This window comes from Haloferax sp. Atlit-4N, from assembly GCF_003383025.1.
Taxonomy (GTDB): Archaea; Halobacteriota; Halobacteria; order Halobacteriales; family Haloferacaceae; genus Haloferax; species Haloferax gibbonsii.
Genome location: NZ_PSYY01000002.1, coordinates 1,100,283 through 1,122,826, shown reverse-complemented (window position 1 = coordinate 1,122,826; position 22,544 = coordinate 1,100,283). Strand labels below are relative to the sequence as shown.

The 22,544-nt window shown below is 68.1% G+C and carries 23 protein-coding genes and 1 pseudogene; 8 read left to right on the top strand and 16 right to left on the bottom strand.

The annotated features are described in order from the left end of the window. Window positions 1-51: 51 nt before the first annotated feature. From C5C07_RS14745 to C5C07_RS14730, 4 genes are all read right to left on the bottom strand, one after another. The gene (locus C5C07_RS14745) at window positions 52-642 is read right to left on the bottom strand and encodes an alpha hydrolase (RefSeq protein WP_115805375.1); all 591 of its coding nucleotides are present in this window, start codon (window positions 640-642) and stop codon (window positions 52-54) included. A 3-nt stretch (window positions 643-645) separates the two neighbouring features. Further along, the gene (locus C5C07_RS14740; RefSeq protein WP_004976420.1) at window positions 646-1,011 is read right to left on the bottom strand and encodes a DNA-binding protein; all 366 of its coding nucleotides are present in this window, start codon (window positions 1,009-1,011) and stop codon (window positions 646-648) included. Between the two features lie 105 nt (window positions 1,012-1,116). Next, window positions 1,117-1,572, bottom strand: coding sequence for a 30S ribosomal protein S19e (locus tag C5C07_RS14735; RefSeq protein WP_004976418.1), 456 nt, complete (start codon window positions 1,570-1,572; stop codon window positions 1,117-1,119). 115 nt (window positions 1,573-1,687) lie between these two features. Next, the gene (locus tag C5C07_RS14730; protein ID WP_004976416.1) at window positions 1,688-2,716 is read right to left on the bottom strand and encodes a lysylphosphatidylglycerol synthase transmembrane domain-containing protein; all 1,029 of its coding nucleotides are present in this window, start codon (window positions 2,714-2,716) and stop codon (window positions 1,688-1,690) included. A 166-nt stretch (window positions 2,717-2,882) separates the two neighbouring features. Between C5C07_RS14730 and thiL the strand changes: the two genes are divergently transcribed. Next, entirely contained in the window at window positions 2,883-3,773 is an 891-nt protein-coding gene (thiL, locus tag C5C07_RS14725) for a thiamine-phosphate kinase (RefSeq protein ID WP_115805374.1), read from the top strand. A gap of 27 nt (window positions 3,774-3,800) precedes the next feature. Here thiL and C5C07_RS14720 read toward each other — a convergent pair whose 3' ends face one another. The 4 genes from C5C07_RS14720 to C5C07_RS14705 form a co-directional block, all read right to left on the bottom strand. Continuing rightward, window positions 3,801-4,940, bottom strand: a complete 1,140-nt coding sequence (locus C5C07_RS14720) for a site-2 protease family protein (RefSeq protein ID WP_050459239.1) — start codon at window positions 4,938-4,940, stop codon at window positions 3,801-3,803. A gap of 460 nt (window positions 4,941-5,400) precedes the next feature. Then, window positions 5,401-5,646, bottom strand: a complete 246-nt coding sequence (locus C5C07_RS14715) for a hypothetical protein (protein WP_008096551.1) — start codon at window positions 5,644-5,646, stop codon at window positions 5,401-5,403. Window positions 5,647-5,953: 307 nt separating this feature from the next. Then, the gene (locus C5C07_RS14710; RefSeq protein WP_115805373.1) at window positions 5,954-6,739 is read right to left on the bottom strand and encodes a molybdopterin synthase; all 786 of its coding nucleotides are present in this window, start codon (window positions 6,737-6,739) and stop codon (window positions 5,954-5,956) included. A 24-nt stretch (window positions 6,740-6,763) separates the two neighbouring features. Continuing rightward, window positions 6,764-7,108, bottom strand: a complete 345-nt coding sequence (locus C5C07_RS14705; protein WP_115805372.1) for a hypothetical protein — start codon at window positions 7,106-7,108, stop codon at window positions 6,764-6,766. Between the two features lie 93 nt (window positions 7,109-7,201). Between C5C07_RS14705 and pyrH the strand changes: the two genes are divergently transcribed. Then, window positions 7,202-7,915: a UMP kinase gene (gene pyrH / locus C5C07_RS14700; protein ID WP_004976409.1), complete on the top strand. Its 714-nt coding sequence runs from the start codon at window positions 7,202-7,204 to the stop codon at window positions 7,913-7,915. A 1-nt stretch (window position 7,916) separates the two neighbouring features. Beyond that, entirely contained in the window at window positions 7,917-9,590 is a 1,674-nt protein-coding gene (gene lysS, locus C5C07_RS14695) for a lysine--tRNA ligase (protein WP_004976408.1), read from the top strand. 42 nt (window positions 9,591-9,632) lie between these two features. On the opposite strand, the gene C5C07_RS14690 is transcribed toward lysS, so the two are convergent. Next, window positions 9,633-10,148 carry a BGTF surface domain-containing protein gene (locus C5C07_RS14690; RefSeq protein WP_115805371.1) on the bottom strand — a complete coding sequence of 172 codons (516 nt, stop codon included), beginning with the start codon at window positions 10,146-10,148 and terminating at the stop codon, window positions 9,633-9,635. Between the two features lie 97 nt (window positions 10,149-10,245). Continuing rightward, window positions 10,246-10,785 (bottom strand): hypothetical protein, encoded by a 540-nt coding sequence (locus C5C07_RS14685; protein WP_004976406.1) that lies wholly within the window; start codon window positions 10,783-10,785, stop codon window positions 10,246-10,248. Between the two features lie 131 nt (window positions 10,786-10,916). Here C5C07_RS14685 and C5C07_RS14680 point away from each other — a divergent pair, with 131 nt between their 5' ends. The 3 genes from C5C07_RS14680 (at window position 10,917) to C5C07_RS14670 (ending at window position 14,910) form a co-directional block, all read left to right on the top strand. Then, window positions 10,917-11,369, top strand: coding sequence for a hypothetical protein (locus C5C07_RS14680; RefSeq protein WP_004976405.1), 453 nt, complete (start codon window positions 10,917-10,919; stop codon window positions 11,367-11,369). Between the two features lie 139 nt (window positions 11,370-11,508). Beyond that, a complete protein-coding gene (locus tag C5C07_RS14675; protein WP_115805370.1) occupies window positions 11,509-13,296 on the top strand; it encodes a site-2 protease family protein in 1,788 nt (595 codons plus the stop codon). A gap of 105 nt (window positions 13,297-13,401) precedes the next feature. Further along, window positions 13,402-14,910: a heme-binding protein gene (locus tag C5C07_RS14670; protein ID WP_115805369.1), complete on the top strand. Its 1,509-nt coding sequence runs from the start codon at window positions 13,402-13,404 to the stop codon at window positions 14,908-14,910. Between the two features lie 183 nt (window positions 14,911-15,093). On the opposite strand, the gene C5C07_RS14665 is transcribed toward C5C07_RS14670, so the two are convergent. The 5 genes and pseudogenes from C5C07_RS14665 to C5C07_RS14650 form a co-directional block, all read right to left on the bottom strand. Next, window positions 15,094-15,342 (bottom strand): hypothetical protein, encoded by a 249-nt coding sequence (locus C5C07_RS14665; RefSeq protein WP_049905183.1) that lies wholly within the window; start codon window positions 15,340-15,342, stop codon window positions 15,094-15,096. A gap of 139 nt (window positions 15,343-15,481) precedes the next feature. Continuing rightward, the gene (locus C5C07_RS14660) at window positions 15,482-15,949 is read right to left on the bottom strand and encodes an SHOCT domain-containing protein (protein WP_004976401.1); all 468 of its coding nucleotides are present in this window, start codon (window positions 15,947-15,949) and stop codon (window positions 15,482-15,484) included. A 49-nt stretch (window positions 15,950-15,998) separates the two neighbouring features. After that, window positions 15,999-16,294: pseudogene (locus C5C07_RS14655) on the bottom strand (cell surface protein); the annotation flags it as partial. Between the two features lie 102 nt (window positions 16,295-16,396). Beyond that, complete coding sequence (locus C5C07_RS21760; protein WP_004976399.1) at window positions 16,397-16,567, bottom strand: hypothetical protein; 171 nt, start codon at window positions 16,565-16,567, stop codon at window positions 16,397-16,399. Beyond that, window positions 16,567-17,640, bottom strand: coding sequence for an aldo/keto reductase (locus C5C07_RS14650; RefSeq protein WP_004976398.1), 1,074 nt, complete (start codon window positions 17,638-17,640; stop codon window positions 16,567-16,569). The genes C5C07_RS21760 and C5C07_RS14650 overlap by 1 nt, the downstream gene beginning before the upstream one ends. A gap of 174 nt (window positions 17,641-17,814) precedes the next feature. On the opposite strand from C5C07_RS14650, the gene C5C07_RS14645 reads away from it, so the two are divergent. Then, entirely contained in the window at window positions 17,815-19,992 is a 2,178-nt protein-coding gene (locus C5C07_RS14645) for a GH32 C-terminal domain-containing protein (RefSeq protein ID WP_115805368.1), read from the top strand. A 13-nt stretch (window positions 19,993-20,005) separates the two neighbouring features. On the opposite strand, the gene C5C07_RS14640 is transcribed toward C5C07_RS14645, so the two are convergent. Next, window positions 20,006-21,295, bottom strand: coding sequence for a glycoside hydrolase family 68 protein (locus C5C07_RS14640; RefSeq protein WP_004976396.1), 1,290 nt, complete (start codon window positions 21,293-21,295; stop codon window positions 20,006-20,008). A 228-nt stretch (window positions 21,296-21,523) separates the two neighbouring features. Here C5C07_RS14640 and C5C07_RS14635 point away from each other — a divergent pair, with 228 nt between their 5' ends. Then, window positions 21,524-22,441 carry an acyltransferase gene (locus C5C07_RS14635; protein WP_004976395.1) on the top strand — a complete coding sequence of 306 codons (918 nt, stop codon included), beginning with the start codon at window positions 21,524-21,526 and terminating at the stop codon, window positions 22,439-22,441. The last annotated feature ends 103 nt before the right edge of the window (window positions 22,442-22,544 follow it).

Below are 22,544 nucleotides of genomic sequence, written 5' to 3'. Positions count from 1 at the left end.
TGAAAAACGACGCGATACGGAGCGAGCCGGCGAGTCCCGGCCGGGGCGTCCTCAGCGCCGACCGTGGACGTAGCTCTGGATGTGGTCCGGGAACACCTCGTCGACCGCCGCCTGCCCGTGCTCGGCGGCGATGAGTCGGCGGAGTTCGCCCTCGTAGTCGGCCTTCGGAATCTCCTCGGACGGACCGGTTTCCACGTCGAGATGCGACTCCACGAGGCGGTCGACCGCACCGCGGCCGAAGCCCGAAAGCGGCGAGAGATAATCGACGCCGTGGCGGTCTTCGAGGCTCTGGGCCTGCGCCCGGGAGATGGACGGGACGCGGTCGTCGCGGCGGGTGCCGTCGGCGACGGCGTCGAAATCGAGGCCGCAGACCGCTTCGAGAGCGTGTTCGTGGACGCGCTGGATGCCGCCGCGGGGGTAACCGTCTTCGACCATGCGGGCGGTGGCCTGCGCCGCGACCTCGCGGTCGAGTTCCAGCGTCTCGAAGGCGTAGCCGAGTTCGGCCGCCGCGTCGCGGGCGTGCGTCCAGTCTTCCGTGACCCCGAAGTGGGCGGTCACGAGCGTCACGTTGTAGAAGGTATCGAGAAGCAGCGCGGCGAGCGAGGAGTCCTTGCCGCCGCTGTAGAGGAGCGCGAGTTCCACGTGTTACCGGCGTCGGATGTTGAAGCTCTTCGACTCGGGCTGCAGCTCTTTCAGGAGCGCCTTCATCTTGTCGTCGTCGATGCGGCCCTGGATGCGTCCGCTCTGGGCGAGGGCGACAATTTGGCGCTCGACCTGCTCTGCGAAGTCCGGCTTGGACATCTGCACCGCGTTGAGGCGCTGGCGGGCCTCGTCGGTCAGGTGCTGTTTGAGAAGCGCCTGTTTCTGCTGTTCGGCGCGCTGTTGGGCGGCCTCCTCGGCCTGCTGTTGCTCGGCGGAGCCCTGTCCGCCGCCGCCCCGCTGTTCTTGGAGTTCCTGCATCTTCTTCTTTCGAAGCTCCTCCAGTCGCTCATCGTCGGGACTGCCACTCATACCCTAGCGCACGGTCCGATGTCTGAAAACCATTACGGACCCGCATACAGACGGCTCTCGGGGAATCCGCCGTCGAAGAAGAACTCTCGGTGTGTGTCGGCGGCTCTACGCGTAGCGTTCGAGTTCCGGACGGTCGAGGTCGGAGAGCACGTCGGACGCGGCGTTGTCGAGGAAGCTCGTCCCCTCGGCGGTGATGCGGCGACCCTCGCCCTTGGCGGTCTCGACGAGGCCTTCCTCTTCGAGCTGCTGGAGGAGCGTGCGGATGATGTTCTTGCTGCCGGCGTCGCTGTGCGCACCGGAGACGCTGTAGCGGTTGGAGCCGCGCTTGAGGCCGCCGTACTCGGTGGAGAGGCGGTCGACACCGACGGGGCCGTTCATGGCGACCTTGCGGAGCAGGCTCGCGCCGCGGACGAACCAGAAGTTGTCCTGCTGGGGCGGGAGTTCGCGGGTCTGGCCGCTCTTCGCGAAGGCCATCCAGTCGGGTTGCTCGATACGGTCCTCGAGTCGTCCGGCGACCTCTTCGATGAGGGCGTCCGCCGGGACGTCATAGATGGTTACCATGGCTATTGGTTCATAATCGCGGCGTTTAAAGGCATCGTATTCGCCCGATACGGGCGGTTGGAGGCTCCTGCGCCCCGACCGGCGTCTGCCGGGCCGACAGCCCGCGTCCGCGCCGTCAGGACCGCCACCCGCGCGCGCTCTCCGTGCTCATCACGAGGCCGCCGAGGACGACGGGCACCCAGTAGACGAACCCCCGGAAGACGACGACGCCCGCGGTCGCCACGTCGAACGAGACGGCGGAGCTCGCGGCGGCGACGAGGATGGCGAGCGTCCACTCGATGCCGCCCGCGCCGCCGGGGAGCGGCGTGACGCCGGCTATCGCCCCGATGGGGACGACGAACAGCGCGATGGAGAAGGCGATGGGCGCGCCGATGGCGTGAAACGCCACCCAGAGCGCGACCATCTGGCAGAACCAGCCGAACCCCGACAGGCCGAGGGCGACCGCCAGCCCCCGCGGGTTCCGGCCGACGCGTTCGATAGAGCGGAAGAAGCCGTTGATGCGGCGCTCGATGCCGTCGTTCGTGGGCACCGACACCCGCGGGACGTATCGCGCGATGGTTCGGATGAACGGCGTCAGGGCACCGATGAGCCGGCGTTCGAGACCGTAGCGGCGCTTCCACGCGGTGTAGACGGCCGCCGGAACGCCGACGGCGAGGGCGATGACGGCGACGAGCGCGATTTCGAGGTTGCGGCCGAGCGTCACTTCGGTGGCGTAGTAGCCCGCGCCGATGAGCGCGATGGTGATCGAGGGGACGAAGTTGATGGTGTCGACGCTGGCGATGGCGGCCAGTCCGGTCTCGTACTCGGTGTCGGCGCTCCGGGAGATGAGGAGCGCCGTCACGGGCTCGCCGCCCGCCTGTCCGAACGGGGTGATGTTGTTCGAGAACGTCGCGCCCGTGAAGATGAGAAACGAGCGGACGGTCGAGACGTTCACGCCGAGCACGCCGAGGACGGTCTTCAGCGACGCGCCCCACGCGACGAGCCAGACGAGCGTGATGGCGAGGATGGCGACCAGATAGGTCGGCTCGGCCATCGTCACCCTGTCGACGAGTTCGTCCACACCCGCGAAGTAGAACAGGACGGCGAAGACGACGACCGCCGCTGCGAAACCGAGCACCGTCGCGCGGAGGTTCTCGCGGGCCATTTGCTGGGGATGCGTCTACGACGGGCATTAAGTCACCGGATTCGACGGCCGAGAAACAGGTCTCGCGTCGCCGCCGTCGCGGATTCGGTCGTGCTCCCCCGGTCGGCGACACCGCCGCTCACTTTCGGATAGATGGACATTTCCGCTCCGCCCGACACGTCCGCATATGGACGAGCGCGCCGCCCTCAGACTGCTCGCCGCGGACCTGCCGGACGCCGGCGACGACGCCGCCGTCGTCGACGACCTCGTCGTCACGACCGACATGCTCCACGAGACGACGGACTTCCCCGCGGGGACGACCCGCTACACCGCCGGCTGGCGCGCCGTCGGCGCGTCCCTCTCTGACGTGGCCGCGATGGGCGCGAGCGCCACCTGCGCCGTCGCCGCCTACGCCGCCGTCGAACTCGACGAGACGGAGCTCGGCGACTTCGTCCGGGGCGCGCGGGACGTGTGCGAGGCGGTCGGCGCGGCGTACGTCGGCGGCGACCTCGACACCCACCGGGAGTTCACGACGGCGACGACGGCCATCGGCCGCACCGACGACCCGGTCCGCCGCTCGGGCGCGGAGCCGGGCGACCTGCTCTGCGTCACGGGCGAACTCGGCAGGTCTGCCGCCGCAGTCCGCCTGTTCGAGGCGGGCGAGACCGACCGCGCCAACGACCTCTTTCGGTTCACGCCCCGCGTCGCCGCCGGCATCGCCCTCCGCGGGTCGGCCACGGCGATGATGGACTCGAGCGACGGCCTCGCCCGCTCGGTCCACCAGCTCGCGGAGGCCAGCGACTGCGGCTTCGAACTCGACTTCGACGCGCTCCCGGTCCACGACGGCGTCGCCGAGGTGGCGACCGATTCCGACGACAGACGCGACCTCGCGGCGTTCTTCGGCGAGGACTTCGAACTCGTGTTCACGCTCCCCGAGTCGGCGCTCGCGGACGCCCGAGCCGCGACTGACGTGCCGCTCACGGTCGTCGGGAGCGTCGTCGAGGAATCCGCCGAGGCCGCCGTCGTCGCCGACGGCGAGCCCGTACCGGACCGCGGTTACACCCACGGCGACGGATAGCGTCGCCGTTTTCTCCGCCGTCGCGCCTCAGCCCGGAATGACCTGCACCGGCACGAGAAGGAAACACGCCGCACCGAGGGCGAACGTGAACAGGCCGACGGCCATCCGTGCCGGTCCGAGCGGCGTCTCGTCTATCGGTTTCGCCGGGCCGTTGTAGGCGATGAACGTCGACATCAGTCCCCAGAAGAACCACAGGCCGACGGACTGGTTGAGACCGAGGCCGCGAACGTAGTGGAGGTAGCCGGCGATGCCGAACAGGACGAGCGGCACGGCCGCCGCGAGCGACTCCTGGCGCTCGCCGAGCATCGCCCGGACCATGTGGCCCCCGTCGAGTTGGCCGACGGGGAGCAGGTTGAGGACGGTGAAGAACATCCCGACCCAGCCGCCGATGACGACCGGGTGGACGACGGTCCGGGGGTCGGCGTACTCCGTCGGCCGACCGAGCACGGTCGCGATGGCGTCGAGGAGCGGCGGATTGTTGAACACGATGACGTCGCCCGACCCCGCGAGGACCCGGCTCGGGACGGTCATCGGTTCGAGCGAGAGGCCGATGACGGTGACGACGACGGTCGCCGCGAGCCCGGCGAGCGGGCCGGCGACGCCGATGTCGAACAGCGTTTTCCGGTCGGGCATCTGGCCGCGCATGCGGATGATGGCACCGAGCGTGCCGAACGGGAAGATAAACGGGATGAGGTAGGGCAGCGAGACGTTGACGCCGTGGTACCGGCCGACCGCGTAGTGGCCGAGTTCGTGGACCGAGAGGACGCCGAGCACGGCGGCGGTGAACGGCCACGCCCGAAGCAACACGAGCGGGTTCGCGACGATGTCGGACAGGGGGATGTAGTACCACGCGTACGCGCCGACGAAAAGCGTCGAGAGGACCGTCAGCGCGAACAGCGTGATGTTCTTCCACGGGATGCCCTCGACGCCCTGCGAGGCCGGTTCGACGATGACCACGTCAGTCTGTCCGAGGTCGCCGACCTGCGCCTGCACGTCGTAGCCGGCCCCCCGGAACGACGGCCAGATTTCGCGGACGAGCATCTGCTCGGGGACGAGCGACTCGCCGTAGTAGATTCGTCGGCGACCGTCTGACCGCACTTCGTGAACGTCGAAGACGGCGCGAAGTGCTTCCACCGGCGGTCCGTCCGCCGATTCGGGCTGCTCCATCGACGGCAGGTAGGCGCGGGACGTTGATAAACCCCGTGACGGTCCCGTCTCTGAGCCGACGGCAGCGATCGAGACGGCTCTCGCTCCGGGCGTCTACGACCAACTTGAGAATCCGGAGCGTCGGCGAAAACGTGCGGTCGTCGCCGCGGAGCGGGCGGGCCGTCACCGGGGGAGTGTGGTGGAGGCCGTTCCAGCGGGCTTACGCGGGGGTTCGGTTACGCTGCGCCGTGGGAGGGACATCGGTTCGTCGGCGTCACGAACCGGGCGGGGCAGTCGGGTAGTCGGGTAGTCGGGCAGTCGGGCAGTTGAGTCACGTCTCGGCTTGGGTTCCGAGCGCGCTCGGTGTGGGCTGTGGGGCTGTGGGTCGTTTCAGGGCCGCGTTCAGTTCGTCCGGGGACCGTCCGGGCGGTGCGCGGTGTTGCGCTGGCGTCGGTCGGGACCGGGGCGGGCAATGCGGGTTTCAGGCGGTCTCGACGCGCCACGTGGTCGCGCTCGTGTACGACCACTTCTCGATGGTCAGGTCCGTCGCGGAGTCGCGGAGCTTGACCATCAGTGCGCCGATTTCCTTGGGAGACAGGCCGACGTCGTCGGCGATGAATTTGCTCTTGAAGTACATCTCGCCGTCCTTCGCACGGTCGAGCAGGTACTGCTTGAGGCGGTCTTCCTTGGAGCCACTGTCGGTGGAGGGGGATACTGTTGCGCTCATCTGGTACACCTCACTTCCACCTAATGGCCCATCACCTGTTATAAAGGAAGGTCCGTTAGAATTAGTTCGGCCGCTTTCAGCCTGAATCGACTCAAATGGTACATTTTAGGAATCTTCGAAATCGGCTTAGATTTTTTAGAATCGGTTTTGAGGAATCCTTTCTGCAAATCATCTTTTGAATATATGGGGGCAAATACGCCCCGTTTTGCGCCGTCAGACGCCGCATTTTGCGGCAACAACATCCGCAATATCGGCCGATTTTCGCGCCTTCGCGACTATCCGCGTATTCTGAATAATCCGCCCCGCCTCAGCGGTCGTGGACCCAGAACTCCTCGTCGGAGGTCGTCTCCTTCTTGAATATCGGCACCTCGTCTTTCAGGCGGTCGATACCGTCTTCGACCGTTCTGAACGCCTCTCGCCGGTGGCCAGCGAGGACGACGACGAACACGATGTCCTCGCCGTCGCCGACGACGCCCACCCGGTGGTGCATGAGGACGCGGAGGACGCCGTCGCGCGCCTCCAGTTCCTCCGAAATCGCGGCCATCTTCGACTCCGCGACGCCGTCGTACTTCTCGAATTCGAGGCTGAGCGTCGGGTCGTCGTCCTCGGACTCCTTCGCGCGCACCCGTCCGGTGAACGTCGCAATCGCTCCGGCGTACACTTCGAGCGGGTCCGCCTTCGCGCGCTCGACCAGCGTTTCGAGCGTGACGTGCGGTTCGTGCGAGTCGACTTCGGCGGCGAGAGACCCCACGTCCGCCGCGTCGGCCGTTTCGACCTCCGCGACGACGTTCGCCGCGTCGGCACCCGCGAGCGCGACGGTCGGGACGCGCGCGTCGGGGAATCCCGAGAGGAGCGCGTAGTCGTACTCCGCCGAGAGGTCGTCGAGGAGGCCGTCGAGGTCGCGGTCGTCGCCGGTTCCGACCCAGTTGCCGTCCGGCGAGAGCCCGTACGCGGCGGCGGCACCGTCTGTCGACTTCGGTTCGGTCGCGCTCTCGGGGAGCGATTCGACGGTGGCGACGCGGCCGTCCAACTGCGCGGCGAGTCGGTCGCAGAGCGTCGTCGCGCCCGCGCCGACGATTCCGAGGACGTGCATACCCGAAGGACGGCCCGCGGCGGTTTAAGATTGCTCCGTGCCGGTCTCGTCAGACTCGGCCGGCGGCTCCGCCTCGTCCGCCTCGGGGCGCGGGCGGGACCGATAGAGGTGGACGGCGAGGGCCACGCCGGCCAGACTGAGGAGCGTCGCCAGCCACGGGGCCGCCGCGCCGACGGGCGTGTCTGCCGTCGCGGGCAGCGTGTCGAACTGCCAGAGCGCCCAGCCGACCGAAAAACAGGCCACCAACGCCCAGTTGAAGACGGTCCGCCGGTCGAACTCGCCGCGTCGGTGGCGGGCGAGAATCGCCCCGAGGGCGAGCACCCAGCCGACGACGATGAGCGTGACCGTCTCCACGGTGACGAGTCGCATACCGGTAGTCGCCGCGAGAGTGGTTTAAACCCCCCGACACGGGCGTCTCGCACTTGATAACCCTTAAGATGCGCTCACGGATATCCGTGTGCAATGAGAGTCGTCATCTCCATCGGCGGAAGCGTGCTCGCGCCGGACCTCGACGCCCGACGCGTGGAGGGTCACGCCTCCGTCGTCGAAACGCTCGCGCGAGACGGGTGCGAAATCGGTGCGGTCGTCGGCGGCGGCGGCGTCGCCCGCGACTACATCGGTGCCGCCCGCGACCTCGGCGCGAACGAGGTTCAACTCGACCAGATCGGCATCGACGTGACCAGAATCAACGCCCGCCTGCTCATCGCGGCGCTCGGCTCACAGGTCGACCCCAAGGTCGCCCACGACTACGAGGACGCCGGCGACGCCATCCGACGCGGCGACATCTCGGTGATGGGCGGCGTCATGCCCGGCCAGACCACCGACGCCGTCGCGGCCGCGCTCGCCGAGTACGTCGACGCCGACCTGCTCGTCTACGCGACCAGCGTCGACGGCGTCTTCAGCGCCGACCCGAACACCGACCCCGACGCGACGAAGTTCGAGGAGATGACCGCCGCGGAACTCGTCGACGTCATCGGCGACATCGAGATGAACGCCGGCTCGTCCGCCCCGGTCGACCTCCTCGCCGCGAAGCTCATCGAGCGCGCGAAGATGCGCACCATCGTCCTCGACGGCACGGACCCCGACCGCATCACGCCGGCGGTCCTCCGCGGCGAGCACACGGGCACCGACATCATCCCGGAGGGCGGCGACGAACCGACCTACTGGGCCCCCTGAGATGACGACCGACGACCCCTCCCGCGGCGACGCTCCCGCCGCGGACGCGACCGACGGCGACGGCGACGCGGCCGCCAATCACCACGGCTTCTGGGCCGACGAGGTCGCCGACGAAATCGAGGCCCGCGACCCCGACGAGCCGGTCGTAATCAAGGGCGGCGTCTCGCCGTCCGGCGTGGCCCACCTCGGCAACTTCAACGAGATTATGCGCGGCTACTTCGTCGCCGAGGTGCTCCGCGAGCGCGGCCACGAGGTCCGGCAGGTGTTCACCAGCGACGACAAGGACCCGCTCCGAAAGCTCCCGCGGAAGCTCGCGGACGCCGACGGCAACATCGTCGGTCTCGGCGAGGTCGACGCCGGCGCGCTCGGCCGCAACCTCGGCAAGCCGTACACGTCGATTCCGGACCCGTTCGGCGAGGCCGAGTCGTACGCGGCGCACTTCGCGGCGCTCCTGAAGGCCGACGCCGACCGCCTCGGCGTCCCGGTGGAGATGATTTCCAACACCGAGCTGTACGAAAACGGCGACTTCGACCCCGTGGTCGAACACGTCCTCGAACACGCCGACACCGCGCGCGAGGTGCTGAGCGAGTACCAGTCGAAGGTCGACGAGGACTACGTCCCGTTCAACCCCGTCTGCGCCGAGTGCGGCAAAATCACCGAGACGGTCACGGACATCGACCTCGACGCCGGCACCGTCGACTACGTCTGCACCGACATGACCGTCGGCGACAACACCATCGACGGCTGCGGCCACGAGGGGACCGCGACGTTCCGCGAGGGGAAGCTCCCGTGGCGCTTCGAGTGGCCCGGCCAGTGGCAGGTCCTCGGCGTCGACTTCGAGCCGTTCGGGAAGGACCACGCCGAGGGCTCGTGGCCCTCCGGCACGGACATCGCCGAGAACGTCCTCGGAATCGAGCCGCCGGTGCCGATGGTGTACGAGTGGTTCACGCTCAACGGCGAGGCGCTGTCGTCGTCCGCCGGCAACATCGTCACCGTCGCGGAGATGCTCGACCTGCTCGAACCCGAGGTGCTCCGGTACTTCTTCGCGCTCAACCCGCGGAAGGCCCGCGACCTCGACCTCACGCGGCTCGACCAGCTCGTCGACGACTTCGACCGCTTCGAGCGCGCCTACTTCGGCGAGGTCGACGACGAGAGTCTGACTCGCTTCGCCGAGCGCGCCTACCCGTTCGTCGTCGACGAGGTCCGCGAGGACCGGGTTCGGCTCCCGTACACGTTCGCGGCCGTCCTCGGCATGACCGACGACGAGGACCTGCGCGTCAAGATGGCCCGCAACGAGGGCTTCTTCGACGAGGACACGCCCGACGAGGTGGTCGACGAGGCGCTCGCTCGGGTCGAACGCGCCCGCCGCTGGGCCGAGAAGATGGACAACCAGTACAACTACCGCCTGCAGGTCGACCTCCCCGAGTTCGACTTCGAACCCGCGGTCGAGGCCGCCCTCGACGACCTCGCGGACTTCGTCGCCGAGGGCCACGACGGCGAGGCGATTCAGGGCGAAATCTACGAGACGGCGCGCCGCCACGACATCGAGATGGGCGACTTCTTCGCCGCCGGCTACCGCCTGTTCTTCGACGCCGAACAGGGCCCGCGGCTCGGCGAGTTCCTCGGCGAGCTAGAGCGCGACTTCGTCGTCACGCGGCTCCGCCGCGAGGACTGACCTCGCGCCCCGCAGGGCGCGGTTCGCTGTTTACTTCGATTCTCACGCCCGACGACCCGCGAGCAACGCCGCCGCGCCGAGCCCCGCGACCGCGAGCGCGCCGAGACCCGCGCCGAAGCCGGGGATTCCGGTGTCGGTCGTCGATGCCGAGGTGGTCGTCGTCGCTGCGTCCTCGACGACGACGCCCTCGGCCTCCGCGAGCGCGCTCGACTCGTTGCGGACCGAGACGGAGAACGTCGAGCCCGGCGGAATATCCGAGAAGTCGAGGGTCGCCGAGAAGTTCCCGTCATCGCCGACGACGGCCTCGCTCGTCTTGAGGAACCGCGGGCTCGTGTCGCCGGCCGACTGGACGCGGACCGAGACCGTCGTCCCCGCTTCGAGGTCGCTCGTCCCCCGAATCGTCGCGTCTTCGGCCTGCGTGACGGTCACGTTCCCGCCGGTCGTCGCGAGGCTCACCGACGGGGCGTCCTGTGCTGCGGCCGCGGTCGCCCCGCCGACGAGCGCGGCGCAGACGACGGCGGCGACGACGAACCAACGGAGTCGGATTCGTTCGAACATGCCATCCGACACTACTCGAATTCGGGAGAAATAGATACTCAAATGTCAAATAGCTCTTTGAGTTACCGGCGGCGCGGGGGCGATGACTCGGTCGGTCTCAGTTCTCCTCGATGGCGTCTATCACGACCGCACCGACGACGGCGAGTCGCGGGTCGAGACGCTCGCGGTCCACGTCGATAGTGTACTTGTCCCGGAAGGAGAACCGCTCGTCCACCGCGCCGACCGGCTCGCCGGCCGCGTCCTCGATGCGGTACGAGAAGGGAATGAGCGTCGTGAGGAGCCGTCTGGCGACCGCCATCGGGACGTTGTCCTCGACGATTCGCCCCACGACGGAGCCGTCGGGGCCGAGCAGTTGGTAGGTGTGTTTGGCGAACGAGAACGCGCCGCGTTTGACCGCGCCGACGCGCTCGCCGGTCCGGCTGTCGACGATGTCGTAGGCGGTCGACACGTCGAGGACGCTGTCGGCCTTGACGCGGAAGCGCTCCTCGCCGGTGTCGTGGTCGTCCAGCCGGAAGTCCTCTTTCAGCTTGAACTTCTTTTGCTTCGCCGAGAGGATGGGGTCGTCGCCCTCGTAGACGACGTACTTGTTGCCGATGGACACCTTCTGTCGGACCTCGTAGCGGGAACTGTCGAACACGGTACTCGATGGTCGCCGGGGTGGCTAAAACCCTTCTGGGGGACGACTTATGTCCCCGACGCGCGTACGGATGGACGGGCTCGTTCCCCCGCGAACGACGCCTACCGCGGCCTCGCCGCACCACACTTCACATGTCTCTCATCGACTTCATCCGGTCCGTGGAGGAATCGCAAGACGAATTCGACGTCGAACTGGAGGAGTTCGACGCCGACTCCGAACAGGAAGCCGTCGACGACGAGTCCTCGGGCGGCCGCTCGTACGGCCGGCTGTTCCTCGTCGCCTTGCTCCTCGTGGGCGTCGCCTACGCCGTCTCCCGGCTTCGCTCGTCGTCCGGCGACTCCTTTACCGACATCGCGCTCGCCGACGACGACGCCGAGAGCGAGACGGCGACCGACGACGACGCGGCCGACGACGAAGACGCCACGGTCACCGTCGAACACGACCCCGAAGACGAGACGGAAGACGCGGCGTCCGACGACGAAACTGACGAGGCCGACGGCGACGAAGCGGCCGATGCGGACGACGACGGCGCGGTCGAAGTCGAAATCGAGTCGCCCGGCGACGACGGCGACGAAGACGAGTAATCCCATTCGTGACGGCCGGCTGGCGGCGGCGCTCGCGGCCGCCGACGCCCGCCCGCGGTCGTCGAACAGCGGTACCGTGACCCGAACGGTGGTACCGTAACCCGAACGCCTTTTGGCCCGCGCCGCTTCCCTTCGGGCGATGAACACGCTGCTTTGGGTTCTCGCCGGTTTCATCGCCTACTCTCTCCTCGCGGCGCTGTTGCGTGCTCGCGGGATTCTCCCCGAGTACGTCCGCGTCCAAGGTCCGCTCACGACGGTCCACACCCGTCGCGGCCGCGAACTCCTCGACAGGCTCGCCGCCCCCAAGCGGTTCTGGCGGGCGTGGAGCAACGTCGGCCTCGGCATCGCCCTCGTCATCATGGCGGGGACGTTCGTCCTCCTCGTCTACCAGGCGGTCGTCATCCTCCAGAACCCGCCCGCGCCGACGCAGGTGAACCAGCCGCAGAACTTCCTCGTCATCCCCGGCGTCAACGACTTCCTCCCGCTTTCGGTCGCTCCGGAAATCCTCTTCGGCCTCCTCGTCGGTCTCGTCGTCCACGAGGGCGGCCACGGCATCCTCAGCCGCGTCGAGGGCATCGACGTGGAGTCGATGGGCATCGTCCTCCTGACGATACTCCCCATCGGGGCGTTCGTCGAACCCTCCGAGGAGAGCCAGCGCCGCGCCGACCGCGGCGGCAAGTCGCGGATGTTCGCGGCCGGCGTGACGAACAACTTCGCCGTCACGCTGGTCGCGTTCGCCCTGCTTTTCGGCCCGGTCATCGGCTCTATCACCGTCGCGCCGGGCGTCGCCGTCTCCGGCGCGTACGCCGGTTCACCTGCGGACGCGGCGGGCATCTCGGGCGGCGACCGCGTGACCGCCATCGAGGGCACGCCGGTCAACACGACGCAGGAACTCGACGCCGCGCTCCTCGCGACCGACGCGGGAACGGTGTCGGTCGAACTCGACGGCGAACGGACCGTCTCGGTCACGCGCGAACTCGTCGTCGCCGGCTCCGTCAAAGGCAACCCCGCGAACCTCACCGTCGAGTCCGGGACCGACCCGATTCGCGTGACCGCGGTCAACGGGACCGCCGTCTCGACGCGCGCCGGCTTCGAGTCGGCCGTCGGCGACTCGCGGTTCGCCCGCCTCGACACCTCCGCCGGCGAGCGCACCATCCCGGTCGGTGCCTACATCACGAACGTCGCAGAAGACGGCCCGCTGTACAACGCCACGGGGACGACGCAACCCCTCATCGTCTCGTCGTTCAACGGCGAGCGCATCACCTCATCCACGGGACTTCAGGAGGCGCTCGACCGGACAGCGCCCGACCAGACCGTCGCCGTCGAAGTCTACCGCGACGGCGGCTTCGAGACGGTGCAGGTGACGCTCGGCGAGAACCCGCAGGACGGAAACGGATTCCTCGGCGTCAACATCTTCCAGGGGACGAGCGGCCTGCTCCTGACGGACTTCGGCACGCAGGAGTACCCCGCGGGGACGTACCTCTCGCTTCTCGGCGGTGACGGCGGCGACGGCGGCGGCCTCGGCAGCGCCTTCGCCGGGTCGCCCCTCCAGCTCGTCTACGTGTCGCTCCTGTTGCCCCTCGCGTCGGTCGTCCTCGGGATTCCGAACTTCCCCGGCTTCACCGGCGAGGTCATCAACTTCTACCAGGTCGGCGGCCCGCTCGGCTTCCTCGGCGGCGGCGTCTTCATCGTCGCCAACGTCCTGTTCTGGACGGCGTGGATAAACCTCCAGCTGGGGCTTTTCAACTGCATCCCCGGCTACCCGCTCGACGGCGGTCGCATCCTCCGGACCTCGACCGAGGCCGTGGTCTCGCGGCTCCCGGTCGACGACCCCCACACCGTCGTCCGGACCATCACGACCTCGATCGGGCTCACGATGCTCGCGTCGCTCGTGCTCATGATATTCGGGCCGACGCTCCTCGGCTGAGCGCCTCGGCCGCCCCGGTCGGGGTCGACTCGCCTCCCTTCGACGGTTCTCGAACCGCGAAAACGACTCGCAACTTCAATACCGGATGACTCCCTAGGCCCCCGTATGGTAGAGGCCCCACAGACCGACGAGGGCTGGTTCGCGCTGCACGACTTCCGAACCGTCGACTGGGACGCGTGGCGTGACGCGCCCGACCGCGAGCGCCGCCGCGCAATCGAGGAGGGCGTCGCGTACCTCGACGCCCACGAGGCGGTCGAGGACGCCGAGGCGGGCGCGTCCGCCGTCTTCTCCGTGCTCGGCCACAAGGCGGACTTCGTGGTCGTCCACTTCCGGCCGACGCTCGACGACATCTCCCGCGCCGAGCGGCAGTTCGAGCGGACCGCGCTCGCGGCCTTCACCGAGCAGCCGACCTCCTACGTCTCCGTCACCGAGGTGTCCGGCTACGTCTCGGACGACTACTTCGAGGGTAACGAGGAGGACATCGACACCGGGCTGCTCCGCTACATCGAGGGCAAGCTCAAGCCCGACATCCCGGCGGACACCTACATGTCCTTCTACCCGATGTCGAAGCGCCGCGGCGAGGAGCACAACTGGTACGACCTCTCGTTCGACGAGCGCCGCGACCTGATGTCCACCCACGGCGACACCGGCCGGAAGTACGCCGGGAAAATCAAGCAGGTCATCGCCTCCTCGGTCGGCTTCGACGACTACGAGTGGGGCGTCACGCTCTTCGGCGACGACCCGACCGACATCAAGGACATCGTCTACGAGATGCGCTTCGACGAGGTCTCCTCGAAGTACGGCGAGTTCGGCCAGTTCTACGTCGGCCGGCGCTTCCCGCCGTCTGACCTCGGCGCGTTCCTCGCGGGCGACGGCGTCCCGACCAGCGAGTTCGAAGACGAGTCCCACCGCGGCGCGCACGCGCACGGCGAGGGTGGCCACCACCACGGCGGCGACGGCCACCATCACGGCGGCGAGAGCGACGACGGCGGGCACCACCACGGTGACGACGGCGGCGACGAAGCCGGCGACGAGGACATCCGCGGGCAGCTCGAAGACCTGAACATCTACGCCGGCAAGCCCCACGGCGAGGACGTGTACGCGACGGTCCTCTACTCCGAGGCCGACGCCGACGAGCTGTTCGACGAGGTCGAGGGCCTCCGCGGCAACTTCGACCACTACCCGACGCACGTCAAGACGGCCGTCTACGAGGCAAACGAGCGCGGTCGGGTCGCCGTCGTCTCCATCTGGGAGACGGCGTCGGCGGCCGAGACCGCCGCGGGATTCCTCTCGGAACTCCCCGGCATCGTCGAGCGCGCCGGCGAGGAGTCCGGCTTCGGCACGATGGGGATGTTCTACACCGTCAAGTCCGAACACCGCGGCGACTTCGTCGAGAAGTTCGGCACCGTCGGCGGCCTCCTCGAAGAGATGGACGGCCACTTCGACACGGACCTGATGGTCAACGTCGAAGACGAAGACGACATGTTCATCGCCAGCCAGTGGCGCTCGCAGGACGACGCCATGGAGTTCTTCCGCTCCGACGCGTTCCGCGACACGGTCCAGTGGGGTCGCGACGTGCTCGCGGACCGGCCGCGACACGTGTTCTTAGCGTAGCTCCGCGACCATCGGGAGCGGGGTGAGGAATCCCCATCGGGGGTGACGAACCTTTTTGTCCAGGTTTTGCCAGTGAGCGGAGCGAGCGCAGGAAAAGGTGGCGTGTACGTGCTCGCGGACCGGCCGCGACACGTCTTCCTCGCCTAACGCGGTCGAACGCCCAAAATCAGACTGCAGCTTTTTCTACGCGAGCGCGGCGCGAACGTCCCGGAGCTTCGGGCGGACCTTGTCGGTTCCGACGTTGTACGCGAAGTACAGCGCCACCGCGCCCATCACGACCGCCCACGCGGCGATTTCGACGTTGCCCTGTTCGAAGGTGATGAGCGCGAAGCGCTCGATGTACGCGCCGGCGAGCGAAAGCCCCGCACTCCCGAGACTGAAGACGAGAAGTTCGAGGAGGTCCGGAAGCAGGTCGACGAGTGAACTACGCATGGTCGTCCCGGACTCGGTCGAGCGTTGTGTCTCTTTTGGTCCCGGCACGCGGGTCGCCCGCGAGGCGCGCTCCGACTCCGACTCCGACTCGGTCACCGGTCGCCGCGGCCGTCCCTGCGTCCGGCCGACTCCCGTTCCGTCAGTTCTGCTCGAAGGCTCGCTCTCTCGCGTTTCCGGAGGGCGACTGCGACCGCGATTGCGACCCGGCGACGTAGCTCTCGGTTTCGACTAGCTTGTCGAGGCGGCGTTCGAACTCCTCGTCGGAGAGGTCGCCGGCCGCGTAGCGCTCTCGCAGCCGCTCGATGGCCGACTCGTCGTCCACGGGGTCGTAGGTCCCTCGGTCCGCCCTCCGCGCCCACTCGTCTTCGCCGTCGGACTCGCCGCGGTCACCGCGGAAGCGACGCAGGACGCGCCGCCCGCCGTAGGCCACCACCGCCGTCGACGGAGCGACGGCGAGGAACCAGACGACTGCGAGATGCACTTCGAGGCCCATCATCAGCGCGATGAGCATCATCCACACCCCGGTAACCACGCCTAAGAGCGGTGGGCTTCGGGCGACGGCGCGGGCCTCACGGGAGAGCGCCGAACCGAATCGTTCGAGGACCATTGGTCGAACGTGTCTCTCGAAATACAAAAAACTGCGTGAGCGGGTCGGGTTAGTTTCCGTCGCCGTTCCCGCGACCCGGAGCGTCGTCGCTTCGTCCCGGGTTATCGGCGTCGTCGCCGTCGGGGTCGTTCCCGTGGCCGCGGTCGTCGTCCTCCGGCGTGTAGACGTACAGGCAGTCGTTCTTGTACGAGCGGCCGAACTGGTCGGCGTCCTCGCAACAGAGCACGCGACCGTCGTCCATCACGGCGAGGTTGTCGACGTTGATGAGCGCGTCGTCGACCCGCTGGAGCTGGAGCCGCCGGTGGCGTTCGACATGTCGTCGTTGAGTTCGGCGGCGGCGGTGTAGTAGGCTGCTAAGTGCGATATATATCGAAGGGGAGCCCTCGTGAGCGTCGGTGACCGAACGGACAGAACGGAAAACAGCCGGGGTCGACCGCGGACGCGCCGTCAGCGCCCGTTTCGGACGTAGTCCACGGCGCCGACGACGCCGGTGAGGAGCGTCAGCGCTATCCAGCGACCGGCGTCGTCGCCGCGCTTCTTGGCGTCGAGGCTGACCAGCCACGCGAGCGCGACGTGGGCAACCGCGGTGACGCCGAGGAGGGTCTTCAGGCGACCCATCAGGCTTCGTTGCGCGCGCCCTTCGCGACGCGCTTGTCGAGGCCGGCCGCGCGGATGTCGTCGCCGTCGACCGACGAGCGGAGCGCGTCCATGCCATCGAAGCGGTCGATGCCGAAGTTGTCCGCGTACAGGTCCTCGACGCGGGTTAGCTCCTCGTCGGTGAGCTTCGGCACGTCGGAGGCCTTCGCCCACTCGTCGATGTCGTCTTTCGTGCGGAACGTCGGCGTGACGGCCGCGGTCTCGTCGTAGCCGAGGAGGTAGGCGATGGACGCCTGTGCCATGGTGCGCTCGCCGTCGCGTTCGAGGAAGCGGAGTTGTTCGAGCTTCTCCCAGCCCGTCTCGTACCACTCGTCGGGGCGGAAGCCGCGGTGGTCGCCGGAGCCGAGTTCGGTCTCGGGGCGGACCTGCTCGTTCAGGAGGCCCGAGGAGTGCGGCACGCGGGCGATGAGGCTCGTCGAGGAACCGGTCTCGCGGATGGTGTCGAGGAAGTGGTTGCCCACGTCCTGTTCGAAGGCGTTCCAGACGATTTGGAGCGCGTCGAACTCCTCTTCGATGGCCATGTCGCCTTCGGCCAGCCAGCCGATGGAGGGGCCGAGCGCCCAGCCGGTGGCCTTGATGAGGCCCTCCTCTTTCAGTTCGTCGAGGGCTTCGAGCACGTCGGGCGTGACCTCGTCGACGTTCGCGTTGTGGAGTTGCAGGAGGTCCACGTACTCCATGTCGAGGCGTTCGAGGCTCTTTTCGGTTGCCTCGCGGACCCACTCGCCGGTTATCTCCTTGGGGAGTTCGCCGTGGCCGGCCTGCGGGTTGTTGTAGAAGTCGTAGCCGATTTTGGTGGCGACGGTGACCTCGTCGCGGTAGTCGGCGAGGGCCTCGCCGACGACCTCCTCGGAGTGGCCGTGGCCGTACACGTCACCCGTGTCGAAGAAGTCGATGCCCCGGTCGATGGCGTGGTGGAGCATCTCGATGGAGTCTTCGTCCGAGCGGTCGCCCCACCAGTCGGTCCCGACGACCCACGCACCGAAGCCGACCTCGCTGACTTCGATTCCGGAGGTGCCGAGTTCGCGGTAGTGCATGGCCGGCCCTACGAATTGGGGCGACTTATTGGGTGTGTTTTGTTTTCGTCTCGTGGGAATCCCCGGCGTGAGCGGCGCTCGCGGCCCGCGGTCGCTCTCTGGATGCTGTGTGTATTTGCTCGCTACCGAGTGAATCCGCAGATTCATGCACGGTGATGTCGAACCACGCCAGCAATGGACGTGATTCCGGTTCGAGTCGGATTTCTCTTCGCGACCGAGCGTACGGAGGAACAGCGAGTGGCGTTCGAGTGGGCCGAGTCGATAGCGAGCGTCGAAACAATCTCTCTCGACGCCGTCGCAGCCGGGGAGACCGACCTTTCCGAGTTCGACGTGCTGTGGTGGCACTCCGACCGCCACGTCGACGCCGACGTGCGCTCCCTCGCGGCCGAGTGTGTGCCTGCACTGGACGCGTACCTCGCCGACGGCGGCGGACTCCTCCTGACGCTCAACGCCCTCTCGGCGGTCGACGCGCTGGGAATCGACCCCGTCGCGCCCGACGCGGTCGGGACCGAGAACTCGCCGCACCCGACCGGACTGCTGACGAAGTCCATCCACGCGGACCACCCGCTGTTCGACGGGTTCGACACGCTGGGCGTCCACCTCCAACCACCCGAAGCGCCGCGCCCCTTCGCCCGGTACGAACACGTCCTCCCCGAGAACGGGCAGGTCCTCGCCAGCACGCTCCACGGCGACGACTTCCTCGTCGCGCTCAAGTCCGTCGTCGCGTGGGACCGCGGCGCGGGCGCGGTCTACGGCATCGGTGCCGAGGTCGCCTTTCTCACCCACCACGGCAACGACTTCGAGACGATGGGCGCGAACGAGCACCTCCTCCGCAACGCGCTCGCGGTCCTCGGCGGCCCCGTCCACCGCAGACCGGCGTTCACCGACCGCCCCGCGGACGCCGAGGGGTTCGCCGCGATGCGCGAGCGACTCGGCGACGACCATCTCCGACCCCGGTACCACCTCGCCGGCCCCGCAAACTGGCTGAACGACCCGAACGGCGTCATCCAGCACGACGGGACCTACCACCTGTTCTACCAGTACAACCCCGGCGGGCCGTTCCACGGGTCGATTCACTGGGGCCACGCGACCAGCGAGGACCTCCTGCACTGGACGGACCGACCGGTCGCGCTCGCCCCGGACCCGGACGGTCCGGACCGCGACGGCTGTTGGTCCGGGTGCGCCGTCGTCGACGACGAGGGCGTGCCGACGATTATCTACACGGGCGGTCGCGACCACCACCAGCTTCCCTGTCTGGCGACGACGAGCGACCCGCTGCTCCGGTCGTGGGACAAAGCGCCCGACAACCCAGTCATCGAGACGCCCCCGGACGACCTCGACATCCTCGAGACCGACGACTGGGCCGCGGAGTTCCGCGACCACGCCGTCTGGAAGGTCGGCGACGACTGGTACCAGCTCATCGGCTCCGCAATCGCGGCGGTCGGCGGCGTCGCGCTCCTCTATCGCTCGCCCGACTTGCGCGAGTGGGAGTACGTCGGTCCGATTCTCTCCGGTAGCGAGGGTCACGGAACCGTCTGGGAGTGCCCGGAGCTCCTCGACTTCGGCGACCACCAACTGCTGCACGTCTCGAACTACGAGGACGTGCGCTACTTCGTCGGCACCGCCGACCTCGACGCCCCGGAGTTCGCGGTCGAACGCGAGGGCCTGCTCGACTACGGCGACTTCTACGCCCCGCAGTCCACCGTCGTCGACGACGGCCGGACGCTCGCGTGGGGGTGGGTCAAAGAGACCCGCGGCGTCGACGCGCAGTGGCGCGCCGGCTGGTCCGGGATGCTCTCGCTCCCGCGCGAGCTTTCGGTGACCGCCGCCGGCGAGTTCCGACAGCGACCCGCCGGAGAACTCGCCACCCTCCGCGGCCGTCACGTCGAACTCGACGCGAGCGCGCTCGACGCCGACGAGCACGCGTCGCTCGACCTCTCGGGCAACGCCTACGAACTCGCCGTCGACGTCGCGGTCGACGGCGACGGGGCGTTCGAACTCGGGCTGTTCGAGTCGCCGGCGCTTGGCGAGCGGACCGTCCTCCGGTACGACGGCGACCGCGTCACGGTCGACCGCGAGCGGAGCACCCGAGCCCACGACGCGGACCGAGAGCCCCGCTCGATGCCCGTCGAGGGCGAGTCGGTGTCGCTCCGCGTGTTCGTCGACTGTTCGGTCGTCGAGGTGTTCGCCGACGAGCAGCGCTGTCTGACGACCCGGGTCTACCCGACGCGCGCGGACGCCGACGGCGTCTCGGTCGCGGTCCGACGCGGCGAGGGCGACGGCCGGGTCGACGTCCGCTCGCTCGACGCGTGGGAACTCGACGCGACGTTCGAGGCGCGAAAACGAGCGTGACCGCCGCGTTCGTTCAGTAGTCGCCGCCGCGGGTGGCGTCCCCGTCTCGCTCCCACCACGGCGTCGGCAGTTCCTCGCGCGGCAGCGGCAGGTGTCCGTGGCCGAGGGTGTCGACGAGGTCGGTCTCGTCGCCGTCGAGAGCGACCCGGACGGTCGGCGCGAGCGTGCCGCCGAAGCGGCGCTGCTGTTCTTCGGGCGGGAGGAGTCCCACGTCGTCGAGGCTCGGTCGGTCGTAGTCGAAGTAGTTGAAGAACGACGAGACGAGGAGGTCGTCGCCGTGGTCGTAGACGAGCCACGAGTACGCCTGGAAGGGCGCGCCTTTCGGGTTCGTGAGAACCATCCCGTGGCCGTTCAGGGGTTCGTAGTCGCCCGCGAGGTCGTCGGCGACGAACCCGTAGAGGGCATCGTAGCCCGTCAGGCCGGGCGCGAACGTGTGGACGTGGCTGGAGACGAACAGGTGGTACGTCCCGTCGCGGACGACGAGGTGCGGGCGCTCCAGTTCCTGATTGACGCAGACGGCGTCGAGAAGCGGCGGCCGGAGTTCGAAGTCGGTCGGGTCGCCGGTCGGCGAGTGGGCGATGCCGACGCTCCCGTTGAACTCCTCCCAGACGGGGTCGTCGCACTCGCCGGTCCCCTCGGGGACGGGCGTGTTCGCCTCGAAGAGGAGGTACGTCTCGCCCGACGCGGGGTCCTCGAAGAACCACGGGTCGCGGAAGGTGTATATCATCCCGCGCGACTGGTCCTCGCGCTCGTACCAGTCGCCGTCCGGCGTGAGGATGATTCGGTGGTTCCACGACCCCTCGATGCTGAATCCGGCGTCGTCGGTGCGGACGGTCCCCCCGGTGGCGACTGCGATGCGCTGGGTGTAGGTCAGCTCCTCGGCGCCGTCCTCTCCGGCCGCGGTGTAGTAGAGATAGACGTCGTCGCCGTCGCCGTCCGGGTCGTACATCGCCGACCCGGCCCACTGACGCTGGCCGAGCGCGCCGCCGTCGAAGACGACGCCGCCGGTGGTCCACTCCTCGCCGTCTCGGGAGTAGAAGTAGCGAATCGTCGCCACGTCGTGGCGCTTGCCGGGGAGGAGGTCCGACGACGACGTCAGCGAGAAGATGACGCGATAGCCGTCGATTTCGGCGACGGAGCCGTCGCGGTTCCGGAGGAACCACGTGTCCCAGATGTGCAGGTCGTCGTCAAGTCGCTCGTCCGGGGGATAGATGACCGGCGCGACGTTCGAGTCGTCGCGGCGGAGGCCAGCGGCGTGTTCCCGCGTCCACGCCGGAATCCCTTCTCTGAATTTTTCACTCATTATCGTGTAAACTCGGGCGACTGTGATAGGTTTCACCATTCGTATCACCCATCGGAGAGACACCCCACTCGGTCCGTTTCGGGTTCCGTTCGGCGCTAGCGACGGGTCGAACTTGTTCCATCAGACACGCGCCCGACCCCCGAAACCAGCTAATATTGCCCGGAGGAGGCCTGACGCGCGGTTCGCACAACCGAATCCCTTTGAATCTCGACGGCTTACGACGGTGCAATGACAAAGGTCCGCGTTTCGCTTCCGGAAGACGCCGAAGACGGCTTACAGGCGTTTATCGACGAGGTCGACGCTCGTCTGGCCTCGGACGAAGACACCTGCACGGTCGTTCGGGACACCCTCATCGACCTGTTCGGCGACCGCGAGGCGTGGGAGCGCTGGCAGAACGGCAAGCCCGTCTCGCCCGCGACGCGGGTCCGACTGCAGGGGTACGACCCCTGCAACGCGACGCTCGAAGCCGAGTACTACGCCGAGAAGGACGACGAGAAGTTCAAGCGCTCGAAGCATCTCCAGTGGCTCTGGCGGCAGTTCGACGCGACGCCGATGGCCGACAACGTCGCGTTCGCCCTCCGGTTCCGACAGATGCTCGCCAACCACCTCTTCGAGGAGGCCGGGGACAACCTCCGCATCTTCAAGGGCGTCACCTTCTCGTACGGCCACAACATCTCCGTCGGCGACAACACGGTCATCCACGACGACGTGCACCTCGACGACCGCGGGAAACTCACCATCGGCGACCGCGTCTCCATCTCCGACAGCGCCCACATCTACAGCCACTCCCACGACACCGTCGACCAGACCGAGGTCAGAAACTACCACACGACCGTCGGCGACGACGCGCGCATCACCTACGACGCGATGGTGAACGCCGGCGTTTCGGTCGGCGAGAACGCCATCGTCGGGGCCCGGTCGGTCGTGCAGGGCGACGTGCCCGCCCACCACATCGCTGTCGGCTCGCCCGCCAAGAGCGTGAAAGTAAAGCCCGGCTTCGAGGACGCGGCCGAACCGCTCGACGCCGGCGGCGAGCGCCGCGCCGACGAGCGCGAGATTCCTTACGAGCTCCCCGACGACCTCGACGCCTTCGACGAGTTCGACCGCGAACTCGACGGACCGGTGAATTCCCACCGACGCGAGTAACTCCCTTTTCGGTGCCAGACCGCCGCGCCGGCATCGCCCGCGACCACCGTCGAGAGCGTCAGCAGACCCGTTCGACCGAAGAACCGATATAGCATGCTAACGT